The sequence below is a fragment of the Pseudomonas sp. NFACC32-1 genome (genome assembly GCF_900101215.1).
In the GTDB taxonomy this organism is placed as follows: domain Bacteria; phylum Pseudomonadota; class Gammaproteobacteria; order Pseudomonadales; family Pseudomonadaceae; genus Aquipseudomonas.
The window spans coordinates 1-20,287 of record NZ_FMUL01000014.1 but is presented as its reverse complement, the minus strand read 5'-3'; the positions used below and the strand labels follow the sequence as shown (position 1 = coordinate 20,287).

General features: G+C 56.0%; 18 protein-coding genes, 1 tRNA gene and 1 pseudogene. 1 reads left to right on the top strand and 19 read right to left on the bottom strand.

Annotated features, from left to right (window positions below; translation table 11 throughout):
• The 13 genes from BLP99_RS20025 to BLP99_RS19960 all read right to left on the bottom strand — a co-directional run bounded on the left by BLP99_RS20025 (window position 1) and on the right by BLP99_RS19960 (window position 13,702).
• Window positions 1-636, bottom strand: a complete 636-nt coding sequence (locus BLP99_RS20025) for a hypothetical protein (RefSeq protein ID WP_092181510.1) — start codon at window positions 634-636, stop codon at window positions 1-3.
• On the bottom strand, window positions 633-2,915 hold the full coding sequence (locus BLP99_RS20020) for a sensor histidine kinase (protein ID WP_092181507.1): 2,283 nt from the start codon (window positions 2,913-2,915) through the stop codon (window positions 633-635). Before BLP99_RS20020 ends, BLP99_RS20025 begins: the two co-directional genes overlap by 4 nt.
• A gap of 6 nt (window positions 2,916-2,921) precedes the next feature.
• Entirely contained in the window at window positions 2,922-4,193 is a 1,272-nt protein-coding gene (locus BLP99_RS20015) for an N-6 DNA methylase (protein ID WP_092181504.1), read from the bottom strand.
• 367 nt (window positions 4,194-4,560) lie between these two features.
• Window positions 4,561-4,836: a hypothetical protein gene (locus BLP99_RS20010; RefSeq protein ID WP_092181502.1), complete on the bottom strand. Its 276-nt coding sequence runs from the start codon at window positions 4,834-4,836 to the stop codon at window positions 4,561-4,563.
• Window positions 4,833-5,813: an integrase domain-containing protein gene (locus BLP99_RS20005; protein ID WP_092181588.1), complete on the bottom strand. Its 981-nt coding sequence runs from the start codon at window positions 5,811-5,813 to the stop codon at window positions 4,833-4,835. The genes BLP99_RS20010 and BLP99_RS20005 overlap by 4 nt, the downstream gene beginning before the upstream one ends.
• An 888-nt stretch (window positions 5,814-6,701) precedes the next feature.
• Window positions 6,702-8,021, bottom strand: a complete 1,320-nt coding sequence (locus BLP99_RS19995; protein WP_092181499.1) for a tyrosine-type recombinase/integrase — start codon at window positions 8,019-8,021, stop codon at window positions 6,702-6,704.
• A 161-nt stretch (window positions 8,022-8,182) separates the two neighbouring features.
• Window positions 8,183-8,258, bottom strand: a tRNA-Thr gene (locus BLP99_RS19990).
• A gap of 54 nt (window positions 8,259-8,312) precedes the next feature.
• Complete coding sequence (locus BLP99_RS19985; RefSeq protein ID WP_092181496.1) at window positions 8,313-9,158, bottom strand: FkbM family methyltransferase; 846 nt, start codon at window positions 9,156-9,158, stop codon at window positions 8,313-8,315.
• Between the two features lie 310 nt (window positions 9,159-9,468).
• Window positions 9,469-10,722 (bottom strand): methyltransferase, encoded by a 1,254-nt coding sequence (locus tag BLP99_RS19980; protein ID WP_092181493.1) that lies wholly within the window; start codon window positions 10,720-10,722, stop codon window positions 9,469-9,471.
• Window positions 10,703-11,392 (bottom strand): ABC transporter permease, encoded by a 690-nt coding sequence (locus tag BLP99_RS19975; RefSeq protein WP_072397767.1) that lies wholly within the window; start codon window positions 11,390-11,392, stop codon window positions 10,703-10,705. Before BLP99_RS19975 ends, BLP99_RS19980 begins: the two co-directional genes overlap by 20 nt.
• Complete coding sequence (locus tag BLP99_RS19970; RefSeq protein ID WP_072397768.1) at window positions 11,389-12,084, bottom strand: ABC transporter permease; 696 nt, start codon at window positions 12,082-12,084, stop codon at window positions 11,389-11,391. The genes BLP99_RS19975 and BLP99_RS19970 overlap by 4 nt, the downstream gene beginning before the upstream one ends.
• Before the next feature lie 75 nt (window positions 12,085-12,159).
• On the bottom strand, window positions 12,160-12,915 hold the full coding sequence (locus BLP99_RS19965; RefSeq protein WP_072397769.1) for an ABC transporter substrate-binding protein: 756 nt from the start codon (window positions 12,913-12,915) through the stop codon (window positions 12,160-12,162).
• Between the two features lie 13 nt (window positions 12,916-12,928).
• On the bottom strand, window positions 12,929-13,702 hold the full coding sequence (locus BLP99_RS19960) for an ABC transporter ATP-binding protein (RefSeq protein ID WP_072397770.1): 774 nt from the start codon (window positions 13,700-13,702) through the stop codon (window positions 12,929-12,931).
• 513 nt (window positions 13,703-14,215) lie between these two features.
• Between BLP99_RS19960 and BLP99_RS19955 the strand changes: the two genes are divergently transcribed.
• Window positions 14,216-14,668, top strand: a complete 453-nt coding sequence (locus BLP99_RS19955; RefSeq protein WP_072397771.1) for a hypothetical protein — start codon at window positions 14,216-14,218, stop codon at window positions 14,666-14,668.
• Between the two features lie 12 nt (window positions 14,669-14,680).
• Here the strand turns inward: BLP99_RS19955 and BLP99_RS19950 are convergent, their stop codons facing one another.
• From BLP99_RS19950 to BLP99_RS19925, 6 genes and pseudogenes are all read right to left on the bottom strand, one after another.
• Window positions 14,681-15,127: a hypothetical protein gene (locus BLP99_RS19950; protein ID WP_072397772.1), complete on the bottom strand. Its 447-nt coding sequence runs from the start codon at window positions 15,125-15,127 to the stop codon at window positions 14,681-14,683.
• A gap of 42 nt (window positions 15,128-15,169) precedes the next feature.
• Window positions 15,170-17,404: an ATP-binding protein gene (locus BLP99_RS19945; protein WP_072431690.1), complete on the bottom strand. Its 2,235-nt coding sequence runs from the start codon at window positions 17,402-17,404 to the stop codon at window positions 15,170-15,172.
• Window positions 17,401-18,000: a biliverdin-producing heme oxygenase gene (locus BLP99_RS19940; protein ID WP_072431689.1), complete on the bottom strand. Its 600-nt coding sequence runs from the start codon at window positions 17,998-18,000 to the stop codon at window positions 17,401-17,403. The genes BLP99_RS19945 and BLP99_RS19940 overlap by 4 nt, the downstream gene beginning before the upstream one ends.
• Window positions 18,001-18,192: 192 nt before the next feature.
• Window positions 18,193-18,837 (bottom strand): annotated as a pseudogene (locus BLP99_RS19935) (DUF1016 N-terminal domain-containing protein); the annotation flags it as partial.
• Between the two features lie 222 nt (window positions 18,838-19,059).
• Window positions 19,060-19,467 carry a hypothetical protein gene (locus tag BLP99_RS19930; protein ID WP_072397775.1) on the bottom strand — a complete coding sequence of 136 codons (408 nt, stop codon included), beginning with the start codon at window positions 19,465-19,467 and terminating at the stop codon, window positions 19,060-19,062.
• 67 nt (window positions 19,468-19,534) lie between these two features.
• Window positions 19,535-19,864, bottom strand: a complete 330-nt coding sequence (locus BLP99_RS19925; RefSeq protein ID WP_072397776.1) for a DHCW motif cupin fold protein — start codon at window positions 19,862-19,864, stop codon at window positions 19,535-19,537.
• Window positions 19,865-20,287 lie beyond the last annotated feature (423 nt).

Here is a 20,287-nt window from a genome sequence, read left to right as displayed (position 1 = left end):
TTATTCGCCACCCAATTGTTTCAATTGCTTTTCAATTTCTGCAAGCAGTTTTTCTTGTTTGCTTAGTTCCTCAGAAGGTACTATCGCCTCTGTGGTCAGGACTTGGCGTACCCGCAGAAAATCTAGAGCGTTGTATTCTTCTACTTCTTCGGGTGTAAGACTATCTTCTATGGATTTTTTAAGAAGTTCATCAAAACGAATATTTCTAGCAGACTTTATTTCATTGAATGAGTTAATATGGCGGCGCATTAGGATGGAGCATTCTTCCTTATAAGCAGGCTGCTCAATCCTACTTTTGTCAATTATATATTCAACCGAGCCAAATGGAGGCTCAATTAGCCCCATTTCACTGGTTAGAATATATAAAGGAAGTTTCGCGTCTAGCAACCGTATAGCTGTGACAAGCTGGGAGCCCTTGTAATCGGCACCCACTTCGACATGTAACTTTTCATCTATAACAATTGAAACTACTCTCTCGAATTTTTCAATTGTAGCTAACATATCAGAGATGGTGGGGGATGGCTCTATAGCGAACACGTCATATTCGTCGCCATAAATATCTTGCAAAGTGCCTCGATACAGGGTTCTTGACATTCTTTCATCGTCAATGAAAAGAACTATTTCCTTGTTTGTCATTTGTTTTTTCCTCTAACAGGGACTTTGATAGTGAACTCAGCCCCACCTAAGTCACTATGCGCTTTCGCACTAATAGATCCAAGCATATGATCTTCGACATGAGTCTTGACTATAGCGAGGCCCATGCCGGTTCCGATAATATTCCCACGGCCATCTCGCTTGCCGCTATTCATCGGTACAAATACCGACTCCTCAGTACCGGCTTCTAAGCCAATTCCTGAGTCTGAGTAAATGACTGTGATTTCACCATCAGTTTCATATAGGTCAACACGGATAGTTGATTTTTGGCGTTGCTTTTGTGCTTCAATAGCCCAGATTGAGTTGGTCATAAAGTTTATGACTATACTTTCCCAGTCTATTTCAAATGCATAGGCTTCATAAGCAGCTCCGTCCGTGTGAATGTTTATCTCAGACGAAACTCCCATTTTATCAAGCGTGACAGAAAATATTTCGAATACATATTTAAATACGCTTGGGATATGTACCTTTTTCCGCGTGCGCTTGTCAGGCTTAATATTCTCAATGGCAAATCTTGAGAAGTTGTCTACATACTTGGCCCCGTCCTTAGCAATCTGAACGTAATCTATAGGATCGTCTAATAGACCATTAGGATTGTCTAGTTTTTCTAAATATGCCAATGCTCGAGTAGACCCATTTAGAGCAAATCCAGAATGCTGTCGGACCTCATGCCCAAAGCTGATTGTTAGAATGCCAATCGACGCCAAATTTGAAAGTGTATTTTTTTGTTCTTCTAGTTCCTTCTTCTCTGCGCGCAATGCATCTAAATACTCTTGTTCCGCTTGACTTTGCTTGTGTCTAAGTATTTCAAGATGGCTTAGCCGTTGAGCTACGAGTTGAGATGGGGATAGTGATTTCTTCTTGTTTTTTTTCTTGCGACTTATAGAGGAAACGGTCTTTTTCAGGTCCTCTATAGCATTTTCTACGTCTTCGTTTGATTTGCTTAAGATTCTTGCAAGCTCAGTAGAAAGGTCTAGCTTTCCATCACTACTAGCATCTTTTTGTACAAGCGTCTCAAAGGTCTCAATGACCTTCAGTAGGAATGTACGTAACTGAAAGAAAGCGCTATTTTCTACTATGCCTTCTCGGTTTGCTTGGTCGTTGAGAATGGCATTAGTTTCTCGAGAAATTAATACTGAGCCTACTATCTGGTTTGGGCCAATTTTCCAACCTGATTGAGAAAGCCCCCCTGGGCTGGAAACTTTTCTCAAGCCTATGTCAAGCCAGTCGCCCTTGCCTGAAGGCTCACCATAAGGACGGACGCGAAAATGATCTCGATAAAGTCGAACGCCTTGGTTAAGGCGCATAAATTCCCTGAAGTTTCTAACCTTCAGATTGAGCTTGCTGAGGTTTTCAGTATCTTGAGCTAGATAGTAAAACTCGAATTTTACTGGACCGAAAAGAGGAGCGGAGCCGCTATTTTTTAACCAAGAGCTCCATGCAATTGGTTCCTGTAAGATATCGAGTTTTTGCTGGTTATTTGTATAGCACGCTTCTACGTTACCATTTGAATCAACAGTGGCTTTGACTTTCCATCGGGCTGCGCTAAGAAATTTCTCTGAGTTCAATGACTTGTCGACTTGACTCTCACCCTTCCTTATTTTAAGCCTGATAGAAAACTCATTTTCAGCTTGAAATGGAGAGGTCAATAGTCTCAATTCATTTTCTAGAATATCTAAGAAGTTTTGATCCCATTCATCCTTGAGACCAATGAGAACCATCCGAGTTCCACTGCTCTCAGGATTAGAAAAAACACTACCGTATTTATCTGTGATAGGCAGGTCTACTTCATAAATTGGATGTTTTATTTCAGATAAAGATTTGTTGGTCTTCTCAAAAAGTTTCCAGTCAATGTTTAGCTGTATAGCTTTGGTCATTTCTTTGGTTTTGCTATAGAGCACTAACTTTTTGCAAAGACGATCAATGCCGAGGCGGCCCAGGCCCTTCGCGCCAGTTAATATCCTGCTTTTCCCAGCAGAGCGTTCTACTACTGACTTATTGTCAGTGCCGATTTTTAACCAATGCCCTAGTAATGTTTCGGGATCCATCCCGCTACCATTGTCATCTATTATAAGGGTTGAAACAGAATTCTCTCTTAAGTGAAAATCTAAGGTCACATGATCGGCATCCGCATCGTAAGAGTTTTTTATAAGCTCTGACAATGCCACTGTCGAACTGGAGATGCTTTCGCGACCAAGCTGAAGAGTTACCCTAGCAGAAAACTCAAACGGCTTTTCATCGACGAGGGTCCTTTTAATCATATTGAGTCACCATAATGGTATGTCCTTGACTACTCCCACCGTCAGATGGCGGCAACGGATTCTATTGTTGATAAAATCATTTGTGCGTTTAGACTTTAAAACGTCTACTAACCTGTGGCAGTCTTCCAAGCTATTGGATCTGGGCTTTACGACAATAAGATGGTTTTCGACTGCCACGGGAAATGATTCATTTATAATTGCTGCAGATGCCCGGAATTTATCCGAGGGGCTAGAAGTACGTCGAATTACTACGAATGGTGGCTCAATCAATCTTCCTTTAAAGTTTCGCGTCTCTGAAAGATTGGTTATTGAACTCCAAAGAGGTGTATTTTTGGAGTGCGCGTAAGGCGAAGATGGACCTTCAAGAGGGTCGCGATATGCTACCAGTGGTCCAATGCAAACATCGTAATGCTCAGAGATAGTGGAGCTTTTACACTGTTCTGGGAACCAGATAATAGTTTGGTTCTGGGGTGGGGTGGCAAAGCCGTGTATTAAAAAAACGTCAATATCAGTTTTTTCGTTGAAGCGGCCAGCTATCTCAGCGTGGCCGTCAATATTTGCTTCTACAAAATCACGCCAGTTTTGATAGCGACTCCCTGAGCGTAGAACGTCAGGGAGTATCGCGCTTACTGCGCAGTTAGTGGGAACGCGACGTAGATAGTGATCGAAAACAACGCCTGCCGCATTGACTTTACCTATCCTCCAATAGTTCTCTCGAGGGGAGTCCCAGTTCGAAAACGGAGGATTCATTAGCAAGTGCGTCGTATTGCACAAATCCTGAGCAGTGACGGACATAGCATCTTTTACTATGATTTTTGATAATAAAGATTGTGCCTCATCAATCGTACAATCTTTAATGACTCCACGATTTAGTGCTTCGAGGACAAGGCGTAGTTTTGTAGCTCGAATAAAGGATTCGTGAATGTCGAATCCTGCGAGGACTTTTCCCCATTGGCGTAGAGTTTCAGATAGATACTCTTTAACCTCTAGCCTTCGAGAAAATTCAATCAACAGGTTTCCAGTGCCACATGTTGGGTCGAGAACTATTGAATATAATGAAATGGGTGCATTAAAGGCGGCCACGGCGCAGGTGGAAAGCTCTTGGCCAGTGAAAAAACTCCCAAATTCCCTCATTTCATCGATGGACAGGAATGTTCTCAGTACGGAGTCAGCAGAGTCAAGGTTGACCAGCTCAGCTAGCGCTTCTCGATCAATAGTGTCGATTATTGAATCGAAAAAATTTTCTAGTGCGTAATTGTGAGGATTAAATTTATTCATAGCATTGCTTTTCTAAATCTCGAATAAAAGCATCCAAAAAGTTTTGCATGCTACCACATTTTTAAGCGGCCTCCTAGAGTTGGCGTTGATCGCCATCTCACTAATACGATATTCAATGGTCACAGATTTTGTCTTGTGTTGTGATTGTCCATAAAGTGGTCTATATGTACTTAAGGTTTATTTGTGTGTTAAGAAAGTACCTTCTATTTCGTATAGGCTGCGCGAAGATTAAGAAGTCGAGAACTTGAGCGTCCATCGTCAATCTGATCGGTTGCGGTTGTTTATAATTAGTCCATCAGCAAGCCATTTGTTATGGGTTGTTCCTCGTCGATTGCTGACAGAGGTTACTGATAAATTTAGTTTCGGCTCAAAGATAGAAAACCCATGATTTGTCTAGACGACGAGCGAGCAGCCGAACCGTTAGCAGGTAGTAGTACCGTGTGGCCTCACTGCGGTGGTTCATGCGGTGCTCTAGGAACCAAGCCACATGTTTTCGCTGCCAACCCCAAGGCGTTTTTTGCAGCCAGCGTTTTGCAATTTCAGCTTGGATGACATTCGCCTGCCGCAAGTGGCGTTGTCGCGTCGCGTGCGACCCGGTCAGCATGCCAGTCAAGAACAACTCCATATCGAATGACTTACTCATGACCGACCTCCAATGTACGCAGCAACTACGTCAATCCGACTGTGTCCCAGCTCATAGCTGATCTGTCTGCGGGCCTCACGATCAAGGTTTCTATCTACCTGGCAACATTGGCCGCCGTTGATAGGCGCGCGGTCTAGAGTAATTTGCTCATAGCGCTCACACGCGTACGCCGCTCGTAGCTCATGGAAGCCTTTGAGGTTGTGTGCATGCAGGATGTCCCGTGCCGGGCGGACGACGTCCTGCAGAACGTCAAAGTAGCTTTCGTGTGGCGCAATCAGGTTGCGGCTACTCGCAGGCGACACCTGCCGTGCAAACCCAAGTGCCTCTTGAACATGGTGGTCCGCCGCAATCCATCGTGGCGCTGAAGCGCCAGCGCGACCGCCTTTGGTGCCATCTTGAATGTTGATCCTGCCTAGGTCTTCAGCCTCACGGCTCAGCCGTGGCAGGTCTGCCAAGATGGCCTCACGTAAGCGCATGCCGGTGGCTCGCGCCAACAGAACGATCGCGGCGGCCCGCAGTTGATGATGGCGGCAAAGCACCTCGACGATCTGTTTAACTTGTTCGCGGCCTTGGCCCTGCGGCACCGTCTGGCGAATCCCAGTGCGCTGCATACCCAACGCCTTGCTCGGACTTGGTAAATTCACGTACTGATCACCGCGAAGCGCCGCCATGGTCCTGTTAACGCTGGATAGCCGGTTTTGCGCGGTGCTGACGGCGAGATCGCCGCGCTTAACAATGTCGCGCAGATACGACGCGTAGTCGGCCAATACCTTCCGATCAATTTGCCGCGCATCATTAATACCAGGCCCCTGTTCGGAGCGGCACCACTTTACGAATGCCTGCCACCGATCACTGTGCGCCCTGACCGTGCCGTAGTGGCCACCACCGAACATTTCTTTCAGCGCTTGCGGCCCTGCGTAGCTCAATTGCCTGCCGTAACCGAAATTGCGGCCATCGCGTCTACCTACCAATGCCATGTCGATCACCTCAACGCCGCTTCTCCAATCCTCGCCCCACGTCATCCCGCCAAGAATGCTGAGTGTTATCAGGGATCAAGGCCCCTGCGACCTGTGGGGAATGTCCTCTACGCGGGACTGGCGGCTCCTTACGACCGGGAGCAAGGGCATCTCATGATCTGGCCTCCTGAGCACCGTTACCGGTGGGCGGGTGGAGGCTGCATTGGCTGACGAGACCAGTGCCGCGAGATCCTGAGCCGGGTGAACCCAGCAATGCGATGACCGGGGCATGCCTGACTGTCAGTCAGGTGCAGTCCATTCCGTGGTCTGCGGCACCATTATCTACATCGCTGTTGCTGGTGACATCGGCGTTTGTCACGCCGATTGTCACGAGTGGAGTAGCCGCAAAGCCAAGTGCGATAAGGGCTGCAGCAGTGTTAGATGCGCCCGCGAAATGGCCAAGCGGATAGGTTGCTGCTGAGCAGATGGGTAGGGTGGTTGCCGCAGGGGCAACGATATTGAGTTGGCATCCATCACATGGGTAGTGACCGTACGAGCTGCCGGACGCGAATCGTACTTACGGGTGAACCACCGCGGGAGCGGCGTGACCTTCAAGGTTCGGGTCACCTGGGTGCTGTCATCGACAGCTCTTGCGACTCCCGGTCTACGCTTGTGGACAATATTCGTCAAGCAGCGTGATATCAGGGATTTAGCGCCTGTGGATAAAACTATCCCCCGGTGGACATCAGTGGTTTTCCACAGACGTGCGCTGTGCCAGCAGTTTTTTTCTTAGGTATGGTCCTTTCAAACGGGGCGGCTTTGCAGCCCCGTTTGAAAGGACCCGCGCGGAGGAGCTTCATGCGGTGCTGTGGGTAACTTCACAGCGAGTTGAGGTGGTGGTGTGGCGGGCTACTCGGTCCTCTTGGCACTGCGCAGGCGCGTGACGTTCTCGCCCGTCTGCTTGGCAAACTCATGCGGCGTCACATGGTCCTCGCGGTTTGCATCCAGAAACCGGCTCCACCAGGTCATGATCATCCGGCGCTCTTCGAGGAACTCGGCCTTGTGGGTATAAGCGGCGCGCACGTTGTTGCGTTCTTTGTGGCTCATCTGCCTTTCGATGGCCGTCTCTGACCACAACCCAGACTCAACCAGCGCACTGCACGCCATGGCTCGGAACCCGTGGCCGCATATATCCACCTTGGTGTCGTAGCCCATCGTCCTGAGCGCGGCATTCACCGTGTTCTCGGACATCGGTTTCCACGGCTTGGCATCCCCCGCGAACACCAGCTCGAACTTGCCGGTGATCGCGTGGATCTGCTCAAGCAAGGCCACTGCCTGCGGCGATAAGGGTACAACGTGAATATCCCCGGCCATCTTCGTACCTCTTGTGGAAAACGGCACTCCGTCCAGCGCCGGGCGTGTGTCGGGGATTTCCCAGATTCCGCGTTTGAGGTCGAACTCATTCCAACGGGCGAAGCGCAGTTCGCTGGACCGTACGAACACATGCAACGACAGCATCACCGTGAGGCGCGTGAGCGGGCGACCTCTATAGTCCTCAATGCATGCCAGTAGCTCTGGCAGCCGCGATAAGGGTAGTGCGGGTCTGTGAGTTACCCGTGGTGTCTTGATCGAGCCATCGAGGTCGTGAGCCGGGTTCGCTGTAATCAGTCGCAGCCGTTTGGCTTCGCGCATGATGCTTTGCAGGTAGTTCTTGATCCTGAGCGCCACGTCGATGGTGCCGCGCTTCGTCACGGCTTCCAGTGGTTGCATGAGATCGTGGGTGTCCAACTCAACGATTGCCCTGGCACCAAGTAAAGGGAATACGTGAGTCTTCAACCGGCTGAGTACAGTCTTGGCGTGGCCGGGCGCCCATTTGGGCACCATGCTCGCATGCCAGTCGAGCGCAACGCTTTCGAAGGTGCGGCCGTTAATCACGGCTTGGGTCTTGGTTTGTTGCTTGTACTGGATGGGATCTATGCCGTTGGCGAGCTGCTGCTTGATCTCGAAGCGCTTGCGGCGTGCGTCGCCCAGCCCGACCACCGGATAGCTGCCGAGGGCGGTCAGGCCTTCGCGGCCATCGGGTTTCACGTACCTGAGCCGCCAGCCTTTGCGGCCGTTGGGTTGCACAAGCAGGTAGAGACCGTCGCCGTCGAAGAGCTTGTATTCGCGCTCTCTGGGCTTTGCCGTGCGACAGGTGGTGTCTGTAAGCGGGGCAGTGGTGCGGGCCATAAGGGTAGTCTCCGATATCGAAACGGACCTCTATCCTTAAAACTACCCTTATTAGCGCTGGCTACCCTCGGAATCCGACGGAACGCCAAAACGAAAAAACCCGCCAGAAGGCGGGTTTTTCGGGGGTTCCAGAGATTTTGAAAGCTCTATGGAACCTTGAATGGTGCCGGCACCAGGAATCGAACCCGGGACCTACTGATTACAAGTCAGTTGCTCTACCAACTGAGCTATACCGGCGTGTGGGCGACGATTATAGCCATTGGGGGATTTCTGTAAACCCCTGAATTCTGACTATTTTTGCGCGGGGCGTGGCGATGGGCGGGGCAGGAGGTTGCGTAATTTGTGCAGGACTCGCCAGGTGCGGCTGTCCTGGATGGCTCTGAGTTGGGCTTCGGCCCGTTCGGCGCGTTGCAGGGCGAGGGCGAGTTGGTGTTCGGTGTCGCCGGTGGGGTGGCTGAATTTGTGGCCTTTGCAGAACTGGAAACCGTCGAGGTTGCACGGGGGGATGTCGAAGGCGGGTTTGAGGGCCAGGTGCTCTTCGGCGAGGTAATAGGTGTTGATTCCGTCGAAGAGGATGGATTGGTAGCCGGTGTTGGTGACCAGGCTTTCCCAGGCCTGGTCGCGGGCCCATGGGGTTTCGATGAGGATGATCCACGGCCGCCAGCGGCTGAAGTCCATGCCTCGCAGCACGGTTTCTTCATGGCCTTCGACGTCGATCTTCAGGAAATGGATGGGGCGGTCCTGGGCGTATTGCTCGCAGATCGAGGCCAGGGTGCGGGACTGGACGGTCTGTTCGCGCACATCCATGCCGGATTCTCGGTGCTGCCGGGCGACGCTGGCCTCGACGGTGGACAGGCCGGTGTCGGCGATGGTGTAGAAGGTCAGGCTTTCGGCGTTTTCGCCCGCCACGCATTGCAGGTTGATGTCATTGGGGCGCTGTTGGCAGAGCGCTTCGTAATAGGTCGACACCGGTTCGATGTTGATTCCGCGCCAGCCGTGGTCATAAAAGGCCCGGGTCACGGAGTCGTCTGTCGGATGGTTTGCGCCGATGTCGAGATAAAAGCCGTTTTCCACCGACTGGAGGGCGCGCCACAGGCGTATGTCTTCGAAGTTCTGTGCGTAGGAGATGAACGTCACGGTCAGTCCTTGAGTGCGTCGGCAGGGTGTCTGTCACGATAAGTGGAACTGTTGTACTGCACGGGCACGGTGGGTGCAATTGTTGGCGCAGAGCACCCTAGGATTCGGCGGTTATGTCGTTTTGATTGGGCGCTTATGCACAACGGGCAGGGTCAGGCGCAAGGAATATTGTAATTCTGTGACAGCTTTCGCGTTTGCGTGCAAATGCCTGTTTTCATGGTTTTTTATTCATATGAATAAAAAATGACCAGCCTTGAATCGGTCAGGAAATGGCGAATTTATTGGATCCAGGCGTATTTCATCAACAGAGTTATCCACAGGGTGTTGCTTCTGCGCAACGCTCAGCCAACAGCATCAGGTTTCGAGGTGTCAGGGTCGCTTCGCAGAAGGTCCCAAGGCGAACCTCATAGCCTTCTTGAATCAGAAAAAGAGCCCTGTCCACAACCAGCCACAGCTCCAGGGGACGGCGGAACAGGCTTCGTAGCAACTCCAGGTTGCGTACCTGGGCCAGGCGTTGATGGCCCGCTGCTTCCAAGGCTGCCCAGTCAGGCGAGCCGATTGTGGATAAGTCTTTCAGGGCCGCCAGATCGGTGCAGTATTGGGCGAAGGTTTTCTCCAGCCAGGACGTGGGAAGCGAGGGCGTCGGCAGATAGCTGTCGCTACCCCGGATTTGCCGTTGCAGCAGATCGAAACCCAGGCGCCAGGCCATGGAGTGGTCTCGTTGCCTTCGCACCCGTGCGCCGGCGGTAACGGTTTCGCTCAGTGGCAGGCCGAGGTCTTCCAGCGACAGTTGCAAGGCAGAACCTTTGGCTGCGTCGGACAGGGGTTGGTAGTGTTCGGCGCCGATGCGGTTGTAGCAGCACGGTGCGATGGCCATCTGCTTGCAATGGGCGGCGCTGGCCAGTTGCATGAGCCGTACATGGAGGTCGCCGCAGGCATGCAGGGCGACAGGCGTGTGTTCGGAGTGGATCGCTTGGGCTGCGTCCTGCGCCAGCACGTCTTGTCGCACATGGGTGGCGCTCAGGTGGTGGCGCTGGCTCAGTTGCTGGCCGTTGGCGACCAAGGCCGGATCATATTCCAGGCAGGTCAGGCGCTGTGTGCCGCGCAGCAGGCGCCGGCCGAGATGGCCTTTACCGGCGCACCAGTCGAGCCAATGGCTCGGTTCGCTGGAAAAGTCCAGGCGACTGGCGAAGGCCTCGATCTGCTGCCACTTGCGGCCGGGCACCTCGACGTCGAGGCGATGGGCAGGCGCTTCGAGCGCCATGCCAGGCAGTGGGCCGATCGTGCTCAACCCATGGGCGACTGCCGCCCATTCGGGAAACGGTGCGGGGGCGTTTTCAATCAGCCAAGGCTGGTGATGGTCATTTTCTGCCTCTTCCAGCGAACGTCGGCGTAGCCATTGGGCTAACTCCGGGTAGGACGTTTCCCAGGGTAGTTGCAGATGGGTGAACGGCCGGGGTTTCCACAGCCCTTGGTGCGCAATGAGAAAAGCGTCCAGCGCCCTGAAGCGGGCGAGTAATGCCTCGCCCGTCAAGACGACCGTTTCAGCGTCCCTGGCAGGCATCGACGCGCAACCAGCGCTCCAGCTGCTTGAAGCCTTGCACCAGCACGAACGCCATCAACAGATAGAACATACCGGCCGCGAAGAAGATCTCAACCGGCAGGTAGGTACGGGCAATGATGGTGCGGGCCATGCCGGTGAGCTCCAGCAGGGTCACGGTACTGGCCAGGGCGCTGGCCTTGAGCATCAGGATCACTTCGTTACTGTAGGCCGGCAGGCCGATTCGCGCGGCGCGGGGCAGGATGATGTAGAACAGCGCCTTGGGCCGCGACATGCCCAGGGCGCGTGCCGCCTCGATCTCACCACGGGGAATGGCCTGGATCGCGCCGCGCAGGATCTCGGCGATGTAAGCGGCGGTGTGCAGGGTCATGGTGGCCGTGGCGCACCAGAACGGATCCCGCAGGTACGGCCACAGGGCGCTGCTGCGCACGGCATCGAATTGCGCCAGGCCGTAATAGACCAGGAACAGTTGGACCAGCAGCGGCGTGCCACGGAAAAAGAAGATATAGGCGTAGGGCAGCGCCCGTACGTACCACAGGCGAGAAGAGCGGGCGATGCCCAGCGGAATCGCCAGCAGCAGGCCGGCGAGCACGGCGATGGCGACCAGCTCCAGGGTCAGGGTCGCGCCCTGGGCCAGTTTCGGCAGCCACTTGATGATGACTTCCCAGTTCATTGGGTACTCCTGGCAAAGCCGCGGGCCGCTCTTCGTTCCAGCACATGCATGCCGGCCATGGCGAGGATCGTCAGGCCCAGGTACATGAACGCCGCCACCATGTAGAAAGTGAACGGTTGCTTGGACACGGTCACGCCTATTTGCGTGTGGCGCATGATTTCTTCCAGGCCGATCACCGAGACCAGGGCGGTGTCTTTCATCAGGATCATGAACAGGTTGCCCAGGCCGGGCAGGGCGATGCGCCACATCTGCGGCATGATCAACCGGGTGAAAATCCGCCATTTCGACAGGCCCAGGGCCACGCCGGCCTCACGGTGGCCCTTGGGGATCGCCAGGATCGCGCCGCGAAAGACTTCCGTGGCATAGGCGCCGAAGCACAGCCCAAGGGCGATGACGCCGGCGGTGAAGGCATCGAGGGCAAGATCGGGGAGGCCGAAATACTCGCCCATGGCACGCATCAGGTTGACGGTGCCAAAGTAGATCAGCAGCACCCAGAGCAATTCCGGGACGCCGCGGACCAGTGTCGAATAGGTGCCGCCAAGCCATTGCAGGGGCTTGTACGGTGAAGTCTTGGCCAAGGCGCCGAGCAGGCCGAGCACCAGCCCCAGGCACAGGGCCGAGAGCGCCAGCTTGACGGTCATCAGCGCGCCGGCGGCGAGCGCCGGGCCGAATCCGTAGAGGTCGATGATCATGGGTACGTGTTCATATCGGCAGGCTTTGCTAAGGGCCGGGGCCGCGGGGAGCGGCACCGGCCAGGCACGTCAGGATCAATAGATGCTGAACGGGAAGTACTTGTCGTTGATTTTCTTGTAGGTGCCGTCGGCAACGATTTCCTTCAGGGCGGCGTTGAGCCGGTTGCGCAGGTCATTGTCACCCTTGCGCACGGCAATGCCGATCTTGTCGCTTTCCACCACCGGATCGCCCTTGAATTCGTAGGCGCGGCCGGCATCGGTCTTCAGCCAGTCGTAGTTGACGTACTTGTCCGCCAGGATCGCGTCGACACGACCGGAAGTCAGGTCCAGATAGGCGTTTTCCTGGGTGTCGTAGAGTTTGATGGTGATGTCGTCGTCGCCCAGGTCTTCGAGCCAGGTACCGGCCAGGGTGGCGCGTTGAGCGCCGATGATCTTGCCTTTGAGAGTGGCAGGGTCGGTCTTGAAGTCAACGTTCTTGGGCGCAATGAATTGCAGTTTGTTGGAGTAGTACGGGTCGGTGAAATCCACCGCTTGCTTGCGTTCTTCGGTGATCGACAGGGAAGAGATCAGGAAGTCGAATTTCTTGGCGTTCAGGGCCGGGATGATGCCGTCCCAGTCGGAGGTGACCACGCCGCACTCGACTTTCATCTTGGCGCACAGGGCATCGCCGATGTCTTTGTCGAAGCCTACGACCTGACCGCTGGCGTCCTTGTTGTTGAAGGGGGGGTAGGCTGCTTCGATGCCCATCTGCAGCTTTTCAGCCGCCATGGCGTTGGCAGAGAACACCAGGCCGGCGGCAGCGGCCAGGAAAAACTTCTTGTAGATCTGCATATGTACTGCTCCGTTAGCGGTTGCTGGACATGAATTGTTTGCAGCGCGCCGAAAGCGGGTTTTCGAAGACCTGCTGTGGCGATCCTTGCTCCTCGACCAGGCCCTGATGAAGGAACACCACTTCGCTGGAAACCTGACGGGCGAAGCCCATTTCGTGGGTCACCAGCAGCATGGTGCGACCTTCTTCGGCCAGGGCGCGGATCACACTAAGTACTTCCTGGACCATTTCCGGGTCAAGGGCGGAGGTGGGCTCGTCGAACAGAATCACCTTGGGCTGCATGGCCAGGGTACGTGCGATGGCCGCGCGCTGCTGCTGGCCGCCGGACAGCTCGGCGGGGTAGGCGTGACGCTTGTCGGCGATGCCGACCTTGGCCAGCAGGGCCTCGGCCACTTCGATGGCTTCGGCCTTGCTCTGGCCAAGGACGCGGCGCGGGGCTTCGATGATGTTGTCGAGCACGCTCATGTGCGGCCAGAGGTTAAAGTTTTGAAATACAAAACCGATCTCGCTGCGCATGCGATTGATCTGCCTGCCGTCGGCGGCCACCAGCTCACCGTTTTTCGCGGCCTTGAGCTTGAGCTCTTCGCCGGCCACCAGGATCTGGCCCTGGTTGGGGTTTTCCAGCAGGTTGATGCAGCGCAGGAACGTGGACTTGCCGGACCCGGACGAACCCAGGATCGAGATCACGTCGCCGTCGCGGGCGGTCAGCGAGACGCCCTTGAGCACCTCCAGCTGTCCGTAGCGTTTGTGCAGGTTGCGGATTTCAAGCGCGGGCGTGGCCTGGGCCATGTGCGGTCCTCATGGTATGTGCTCCCTTGCTGTTGGTGGCCTTCCTGGCGAGGCGGCCAAGCTAGCATGCGTCCGAATGACAGCCAACAGCGCTGCGGGTGGTAAACCGGTGATGTGTGGCAGGTTGTCGCATAGGCACAGCAGACTGTCGCGCCATCAACAACCGAACGGCCGTTTGAACCCTGTTTACCGATGAAGAGCCCGGGGAGTTGCGTAAAAAAAGGCGCGATGGTGCCAGCTTTGGGCGGGGGTTGGAAGGGTTAACGGATAAGCGTTGCCGTTGCGCTTGGATACCGGCCGCATCAGGGCAGAACGGCCGGGCAGGAGCGAGGAATTTCTGGCGTGCGCTTTTGTTCTGCAGCGCTGAATCTCATTGCTGTGTCGAGTACCAAGAACGGTCCACGAGAGCGGTACGTTCTACGGCCTACTTCCAATCGGTCTAAACCACGTCGGGCGTTACGGATCAAAGGTGTGTTCGTGTGAAGTTGTTTTCCAGATCCTGGAGTCTTCGCCATGAAACTGACCCGGTGCGTTCTGTTGTCTTCCCTTGCGGCTGTGGCGCTGCTGTTTCCTATCCTGGCGCTCAACGCCACCAACCTCGCCCCCATCGACAGCTCCGGTGTGCAGGTCCAGCCGTTGCAGCAGAACGGCATCACTTATCTGTCCGGTGGGATCGGTGAGGATGAAGCCCGCGCCATCAGCCAGGCCCAGGGGTATAACCTGCACGTGACCTTCGCGATCGGGCCGGAAAACAGGTATGTCGCGGATGTGGACATCGCTATTGGCAATGCGTCCGGGCAAACGCTGCTGACGCTGGATCAGGCCGGACCTCTGGTTTTCGTGCAACTGCCACCGGGCAAATACACGGTGGTGGCGACACGTAACGATGAGGAGCGGCGCGACACCGCCAACATCGGCAGTGGCGCTCCACGCAAGCTGGTGTTCCATTGGAACAGTGACGAATAGCCGACGACAGGTTTATTCGCCGGCCGGTTCTTCCATGGACTGGCGATAGCGGTCCAGCGCTTCGCTGAAATCCTTGATGAACTCCGGCGTGCTGAGCCAGCGCTGTGCCGTTTCGCGGTCCATGTCATCGGTCCACATGCGGTAGTCCACCAGCATGTCGGCAGCCAGGTTGGTGGCCGCCATGCTTTCGTTCTCGGCGTTTTTCAGGTCCAGCAGGCCTGGTCGCTCAGCGATCATCACACTCAGGGAGGACAGCAGCGTGTCGAGCAGTTCGCCGCGACCGATGGCCTCGGCTTCGCGCAGCTTGGCGAACAGTTCCAGTACATAGACCGGTGGCTGAGCGGTGGCGTAGGCAGGATCGCCGTACATGGGCGAGGCCTTGCGGCCGCTCATGCGAATCTGCTTGGCTTTTTCCTTTGCGCGTTTGGCGCGTTTCTGCTGCTTGTTCAATGAGGCCATTGGGCTTCGGGTTCCAGTTTGTCAGGAGGGGCGTTGCCCGGTTCAGTCGATTTTCGGGACAGTGAAGCGGAACTCACTGCCTTGGCCGGGCTGGCTTTCGGCGTGCAGTTTACCGCCATGGGCCTGGACAATCCCCTTGGAAATATACAATCCAAGACCGGTGCCGCTGGGGTTGCCTTCCTTGATTGTCCAATAGCGATCAAAGATGTGGGGTAACTGCTCCGGCGCGATGCCTTGGCCGGAATCGCGAACGCTGAACACGATCTCGTTGCCCACCGACATCGCGCTGATGCCAATGACGCCTTCGTGCGGCGTGAACTTGATGGCGTTTCCAATCAGGTTGGACAGCACCTGGAACAACCGTTCGGGGTCGGCCTTGATCTTCAGGTCGGGTTCGGCATGGAACGAGATATTGATGGCCTTGGCGCTGGCCAGCGGCGTCAACAGCGAACAGGCGTCGTCGAATATCTGGCTGACTTCCATTGGCTTGGGATTGATGGTGTAGCGTCCGGCGTCGATTCGCGAGGTGTCGAGCAAGTCTTCCAGCAGCGTGTTCATGCGGCTGGTGGCCTGTTGCATGGTGTCGATGGCCGAGGCGATTCGCTTCGAACTGTGGGAACCGTCGGAACTGAAGGACTTCTGCATCATGCCGCAGAGCATGGAAATGACCGTCATCGGGCTGCGCAGGTCGTGGGAAACCACTGCCACCAGCTCGTCGCGAGCGTGCACGGCCTGGCGCTCCTTGAGCACTTGCCGGGCCAGGTCGTTTTCCAGGGCCGAGCGCCGCAGGTCGTTGGCGGCGAACAGTTCGCCATGGCTCCATCTGTTGCTGATGCCGGCCATTTCGACTTTCCAGATCTCGAAGGATGTCCGGGGGCGCAGGCGCAGGCCGTTCTCGCTGTTTTCCAGGTCCAGGGGTTTCTGTGGGTCACCGCTCCAATGGATGGTTTCCTTCACTTCGGGCCGGAACCACAGCACGCCATTTTCCACAGGCTTGGGCAGGTGAATCGCCAGCACGCCGCTCGCCACGTCCTGGTAACCGCGGGCCGGGGCGTAGACGCTGCCCAGTTGATGGTGCGAAAACACCGGTTGCCCGCTTTCGAGGATCCACTGGTGCAGCGCCCGGATCTGCTCCGGTTCAGGGCACTGGCCGTGGCGATGCAGCTTGTTGTCCTCGATAATCGCGACGCCGCTGGCACCGGTCAGGTCCATCAAGCGTTGTGGCTCATGGGACAAGCCGTCGAAGACGTTATCGCTGGACTCGGCCATGGCCTTGGCAAGTATGCCGAGGTCCTCGAGCTTGGCGTCTCGTTGACGGCTCAGCTCCAGTGCTTCCATGGCGCTGATCTGCAGTGACAGGACCTGACCGATGGTCTGGCAGGCCTTGCGCATCTCATGGGGGACGAGCAAGGGCTTACGGTTGCCGCAACTGATCAGGCCCCACAGGCGTTCACCGTCCATCAGCGAGATGCTCATGGACGACAGCACCCCCATGTTCTTCATGTATTGCCGGTGGATCGGCGAGACACTGCGCAGGGTCGCGAAGCTCAGGTCCAGGGGCGCCCGGGTGTCGGGGCGCAGATTCGGAACCAGCGGTACCGGCGTGTAATCGGCGTTGGGGATGATCCGCAACCAGTTGGTGCGATACAGCTCCCGGGCCTGTTCGGGGATATCCGAGGCCGGGAAGAACAGGCCCTTGTAAAGCTCCATCGATGGCGCGCTGGCCTCGGCGATCACCTGGCCGTGGCCCTCTTCCTCGAAACGATAGATCAGCACGCGGTCATAGCCGGTCATGGCCTGGATTTCCCGAACGCTGATTTCGTAGAGGGCCTGAAGGCTTTTCGCGCTGTGCAGACGCTGGAGCATGCGCCCCATATCGGCTTCGCCGCTGACGCCTTCCGGACGATAGTCGCTCAGGTGCTGCTCGAGTTCGACGATCAGTACGCCCTGGTGACGATGGACCAGCGCGTCGAAGCGGTGCCGGTTCACGAGAATATCCAGCGGTGCGTTGTCGTGGCCTGCTTCGATGCGCCGGGCGTCAAGGATGGCTGCTGCCTGCTCCGGCCCCAGCAGCACGTCCAGCGTCTGCCCCAACAGCGCCTCGGGATCATGTCCCATCAGCTGCGATACGTTGGCACTGACCTGGCGGATCACGAAGTCGGGTTCGGACAGCATCACCAGCACGCCGTGAGGCTGGATGGCGCCGGGGAACCGAATCGGTTCGTCTGCGCAGTTGGCCAGCAGCTCTTCGAAGGCCTCTTGGTTTTCAGGGTTCATAACAGGACCTCCTGGCTGTCCAGCCAGCGTTCAAAGCAGATAAATGTCGTTTTGGCAGCATGTGTGACTTCGAGCGTTTGGCCATCGCCAAGGTTCCTGTCGCCCAGGTACTCCAGGAAGTCCTTCCAGCGCCGCCCCGTCAGCTCGCCGTATACGTTGAGAAATGCTGCCCCGCTGCTGGCGTCGAGGCCAAGCTGCTCGGCCACCCTGCGCCGCAGGATCTGGCCGCCCAGGGTTGCGCCTTCCAGGACATAGGAAACCCCAAGCGCGGCGGCACGAGAGTCGATAGCGGGCAACTCGCTGCAAAGGGGCAGCGCCTCGATAGCCGCTTCGTCCAGGCCCAGTGCCGTGAGATCGGCCCTCAGCACTGGGAGCTTGACTCGCAGGGGCTGGTCCAGCCCGGCCAGCGCCAGGGCATGGAGTCGTTGTTCCAATGGCTGATAAAAGCCGTAGTAGGCCACCATCAGGCGCCGATACAGATCGAGATCCAGCTGTTGGGAGAAAAACGGCAGGCGTTTTTCCAGGGCGACGTGCAGTTCAGCGGTTTCGGTCCGCAACGCCTGGATCAGAGTGGGGTAGGGTGCGGCCGGTGACATGCAGGATAGAGCTCTTGAAGATGTAGGTATTTCCGAAGCGCATCAAGCTTACATCGGTTTTTACAATAAACGGTCACGCAATGCCGGCTTTCGTGGCTTCAAGTGATCGTGTGTCGTCGCTGTTCTTCGAGCCGCCTCCGTTCGCGATCCAGCTCATTGCGCAGTTCTTCTTCGGTGGGCAGGAGCAGTTTGTAGAAAATCCTGTAGCTGGTCGATCAAGGCCTGCTCCAGATCGGTCTCCAGCAAGGTGCCCGCGTTGGGCAACCCGAGAAATTCCAGCACCACCGGGTCCCTGACGATATCCCTGGGCCCGGGGTCCAGTGACTCGATATGGGCGCTGGCCTCCTGCTCTACCGCCGGCCTGTCCCGACTTGCCAGCAGGCGTTCGTAATAGAAGGTGCCGATCTGGCGTTCCAGGGCGCGCGTTGACCAGTTCTGCACTGCGGCTTCGTTCATGTACCAGTGGCGCGCATGATCATCTTCTATACGAAGCAACAAGCGGTAATGAGTCCAGCTCAATTCGTGACGCAGTGCGTCACATATTGGAAACGCCTGGTAGAAGAGGCGCATGTAACGAAGGTTCGATGCATCAAATCCTTTCCCGAACTTCACCGTCAGCGCCTTCGCCAGTGTCGGCAACAGTCGGGCCCCGTAAGTCGCCCGCTCGGCGCCCTCCTGTTCGAATTCGATGATATGCCGGCCGATCTGCCAGCAGGTCTGTACCTGCAGGGTGTCAACGGCGCGCATGACCTTCTGGCGTGCCTGGCGGATCAATTCGGCGAGTTCGCCGATCAGTGGTGCCAATTGCGGATCGTCTTGTGGGGAGATCGAAGTCATCAAGATGTTCAGCCGTGGAGTGGGACGGACTGAATGATGCGTCAGGCTTCATATTGATGATGCCGGACGGAGCTGATTGCCGTGGAGGAAAAACAACCGCTTCATGCAAGACGGTTTTGACGCCGGCTCATATTGATGGAGCTTGGCTTGTAGGAACTGTCGCTGAAGGATGTCATCCCCCCAGCAAGCGCCCTCATCGCAAGAGCGCCGGGCGGGCGAGGCTCAGGCCTGGGGTTGCACCAGTTCCCTGGAGGCCGCGAGATAATCAGCCTGGAATTGCTCGCTCTCGACCCAGTCAAGCGCAGTCTGTTCATCGACGCCGGTGGTGGCGCGACGGTATTCGATCAGGGCGGTGATAATGAAATCCATGGCTTCTTCTTCGCCTTCCTGTTCCAGCACAAGCGCCAGCAGTGGGTGCCCGAGGAAGGCGATGCACATGGCTTGCTGGCTGATCTTTTCAGCGTCGCGCATGAGCTGGAACAGCTCGGACAGGTCCACGGTCTCCAGGTCGATGCGCTCATCGTTCGGGTCCAGGAAGTCGTTCGGCGCAGCGGCACGCTGTACCCGGTTCTTCTTGGCTTTCGCCTTGGCGCGCTGGTTTCGCTTCTGCTGTTTGTTTGCCGACGGCATGGCCAAGGCTCCTGATATGAAAAATGAGGCGGTTGATTCTACAGCTCCAGGACGAGTGCTTCGAAACTCAATCCACCACGAACAAGGTGGCGCCCACCGAGGTTGAAGAGCGATGGGGCTCGGCCTGGTCCGCTACCTGGTAGCTCATGCCCGGCTTGAGCACGAACTGTCGCCCATCTTCCAGCTCCGTATGCAGCTCGCCCTTCAGGCAAAACAGGATGTGCCCCTTGGTGCACCAGTGATCGGCCAGGTAACCCGCCGTGTACTCGACCATCCGGACGCGGATATTCCCGAACTGCCGGGTTCGCCAGTAGGCGGTTCCGGTGACGCCTTTGTGTTCGCTGGGTTCGATTGTCGACCAGTCGGTGGTGCCGAAGGGGATGCCAGTGATGTCCATAAGGTTCTCTGCGGGAGGGCGGCGAGGGTCGAATGTAGCTGAGTCCCTGGGGGAGCGGAACACGTCAATGAAATCAGCGGGCAATAAAATGTATGGTCAGCCCTTCTCCTGCAACCTCATGGGCTGTTTTCGGTAAAGCTGGCTTGCGCTAATGTATCCGGGCTCGTTGTGAGCGTTGCTGCAACAACGCTCGGCCCTCGATGAGTAGCCGCTCCCGACTGTCCTGAAAAAACCCTCAGCTTCTAAAGCTGATTTTATTGCCAGGTTCTCAGTCGGGCCGTTTGCCGTTTACTGTCATCAGTCAGTGACGTCGCAAAAGCCGGTGGTAACGCTGTGCATTCAAGCGTTCGGATGTGGGTCGTACTGGCCGCCTTTGGCCAGTACCGCCCACACGATTCGCGCCAGTTTGTTTGCTAGCGCACA

What these genes read in the sequence shown, in the direction of transcription:
- BLP99_RS20025 (WP_092181510.1), bottom strand. Translation starts at nt 636, where the DNA reads ATGACAAACAAGGAAATAGTTCTTTTCATTGACGATGAAAGAATGTCA.
- BLP99_RS20020 (WP_092181507.1), bottom strand. Translation starts at nt 2,915, where the DNA reads ATGATTAAAAGGACCCTCGTCGATGAAAAGCCGTTTGAGTTTTCTGCT.
- BLP99_RS20015 (WP_092181504.1), bottom strand. Translation starts at nt 4,193, where the DNA reads ATGAATAAATTTAATCCTCACAATTACGCACTAGAAAATTTTTTCGAT.
- BLP99_RS20010 (WP_092181502.1), bottom strand. Translation starts at nt 4,836, where the DNA reads ATGAGTAAGTCATTCGATATGGAGTTGTTCTTGACTGGCATGCTGACC.
- BLP99_RS20005 (WP_092181588.1), bottom strand. Translation starts at nt 5,813, where the DNA reads ATGGCATTGGTAGGTAGACGCGATGGCCGCAATTTCGGTTACGGCAGG.
- BLP99_RS19995 (WP_092181499.1), bottom strand. Translation starts at nt 8,021, where the DNA reads ATGGCCCGCACCACTGCCCCGCTTACAGACACCACCTGTCGCACGGCA.
- BLP99_RS19980 (WP_092181493.1), bottom strand. Translation starts at nt 10,722, where the DNA reads ATGCCTGCCAGGGACGCTGAAACGGTCGTCTTGACGGGCGAGGCATTA.
- BLP99_RS19975 (WP_072397767.1), bottom strand. Translation starts at nt 11,392, where the DNA reads ATGAACTGGGAAGTCATCATCAAGTGGCTGCCGAAACTGGCCCAGGGC.
- BLP99_RS19970 (WP_072397768.1), bottom strand. Translation starts at nt 12,084, where the DNA reads ATGATCATCGACCTCTACGGATTCGGCCCGGCGCTCGCCGCCGGCGCG.
- BLP99_RS19965 (WP_072397769.1), bottom strand. Translation starts at nt 12,915, where the DNA reads ATGCAGATCTACAAGAAGTTTTTCCTGGCCGCTGCCGCCGGCCTGGTG.
- BLP99_RS19960 (WP_072397770.1), bottom strand. Translation starts at nt 13,702, where the DNA reads ATGGCCCAGGCCACGCCCGCGCTTGAAATCCGCAACCTGCACAAACGC.
- BLP99_RS19955 (WP_072397771.1), top strand. Translation starts at nt 14,216, where the DNA reads ATGAAACTGACCCGGTGCGTTCTGTTGTCTTCCCTTGCGGCTGTGGCG.
- BLP99_RS19950 (WP_072397772.1), bottom strand. Translation starts at nt 15,127, where the DNA reads ATGGCCTCATTGAACAAGCAGCAGAAACGCGCCAAACGCGCAAAGGAA.
- BLP99_RS19945 (WP_072431690.1), bottom strand. Translation starts at nt 17,404, where the DNA reads ATGAACCCTGAAAACCAAGAGGCCTTCGAAGAGCTGCTGGCCAACTGC.
- BLP99_RS19940 (WP_072431689.1), bottom strand. Translation starts at nt 18,000, where the DNA reads ATGTCACCGGCCGCACCCTACCCCACTCTGATCCAGGCGTTGCGGACC.
- BLP99_RS19930 (WP_072397775.1), bottom strand. Translation starts at nt 19,467, where the DNA reads ATGCCGTCGGCAAACAAACAGCAGAAGCGAAACCAGCGCGCCAAGGCG.
- BLP99_RS19925 (WP_072397776.1), bottom strand. Translation starts at nt 19,864, where the DNA reads ATGGACATCACTGGCATCCCCTTCGGCACCACCGACTGGTCGACAATC.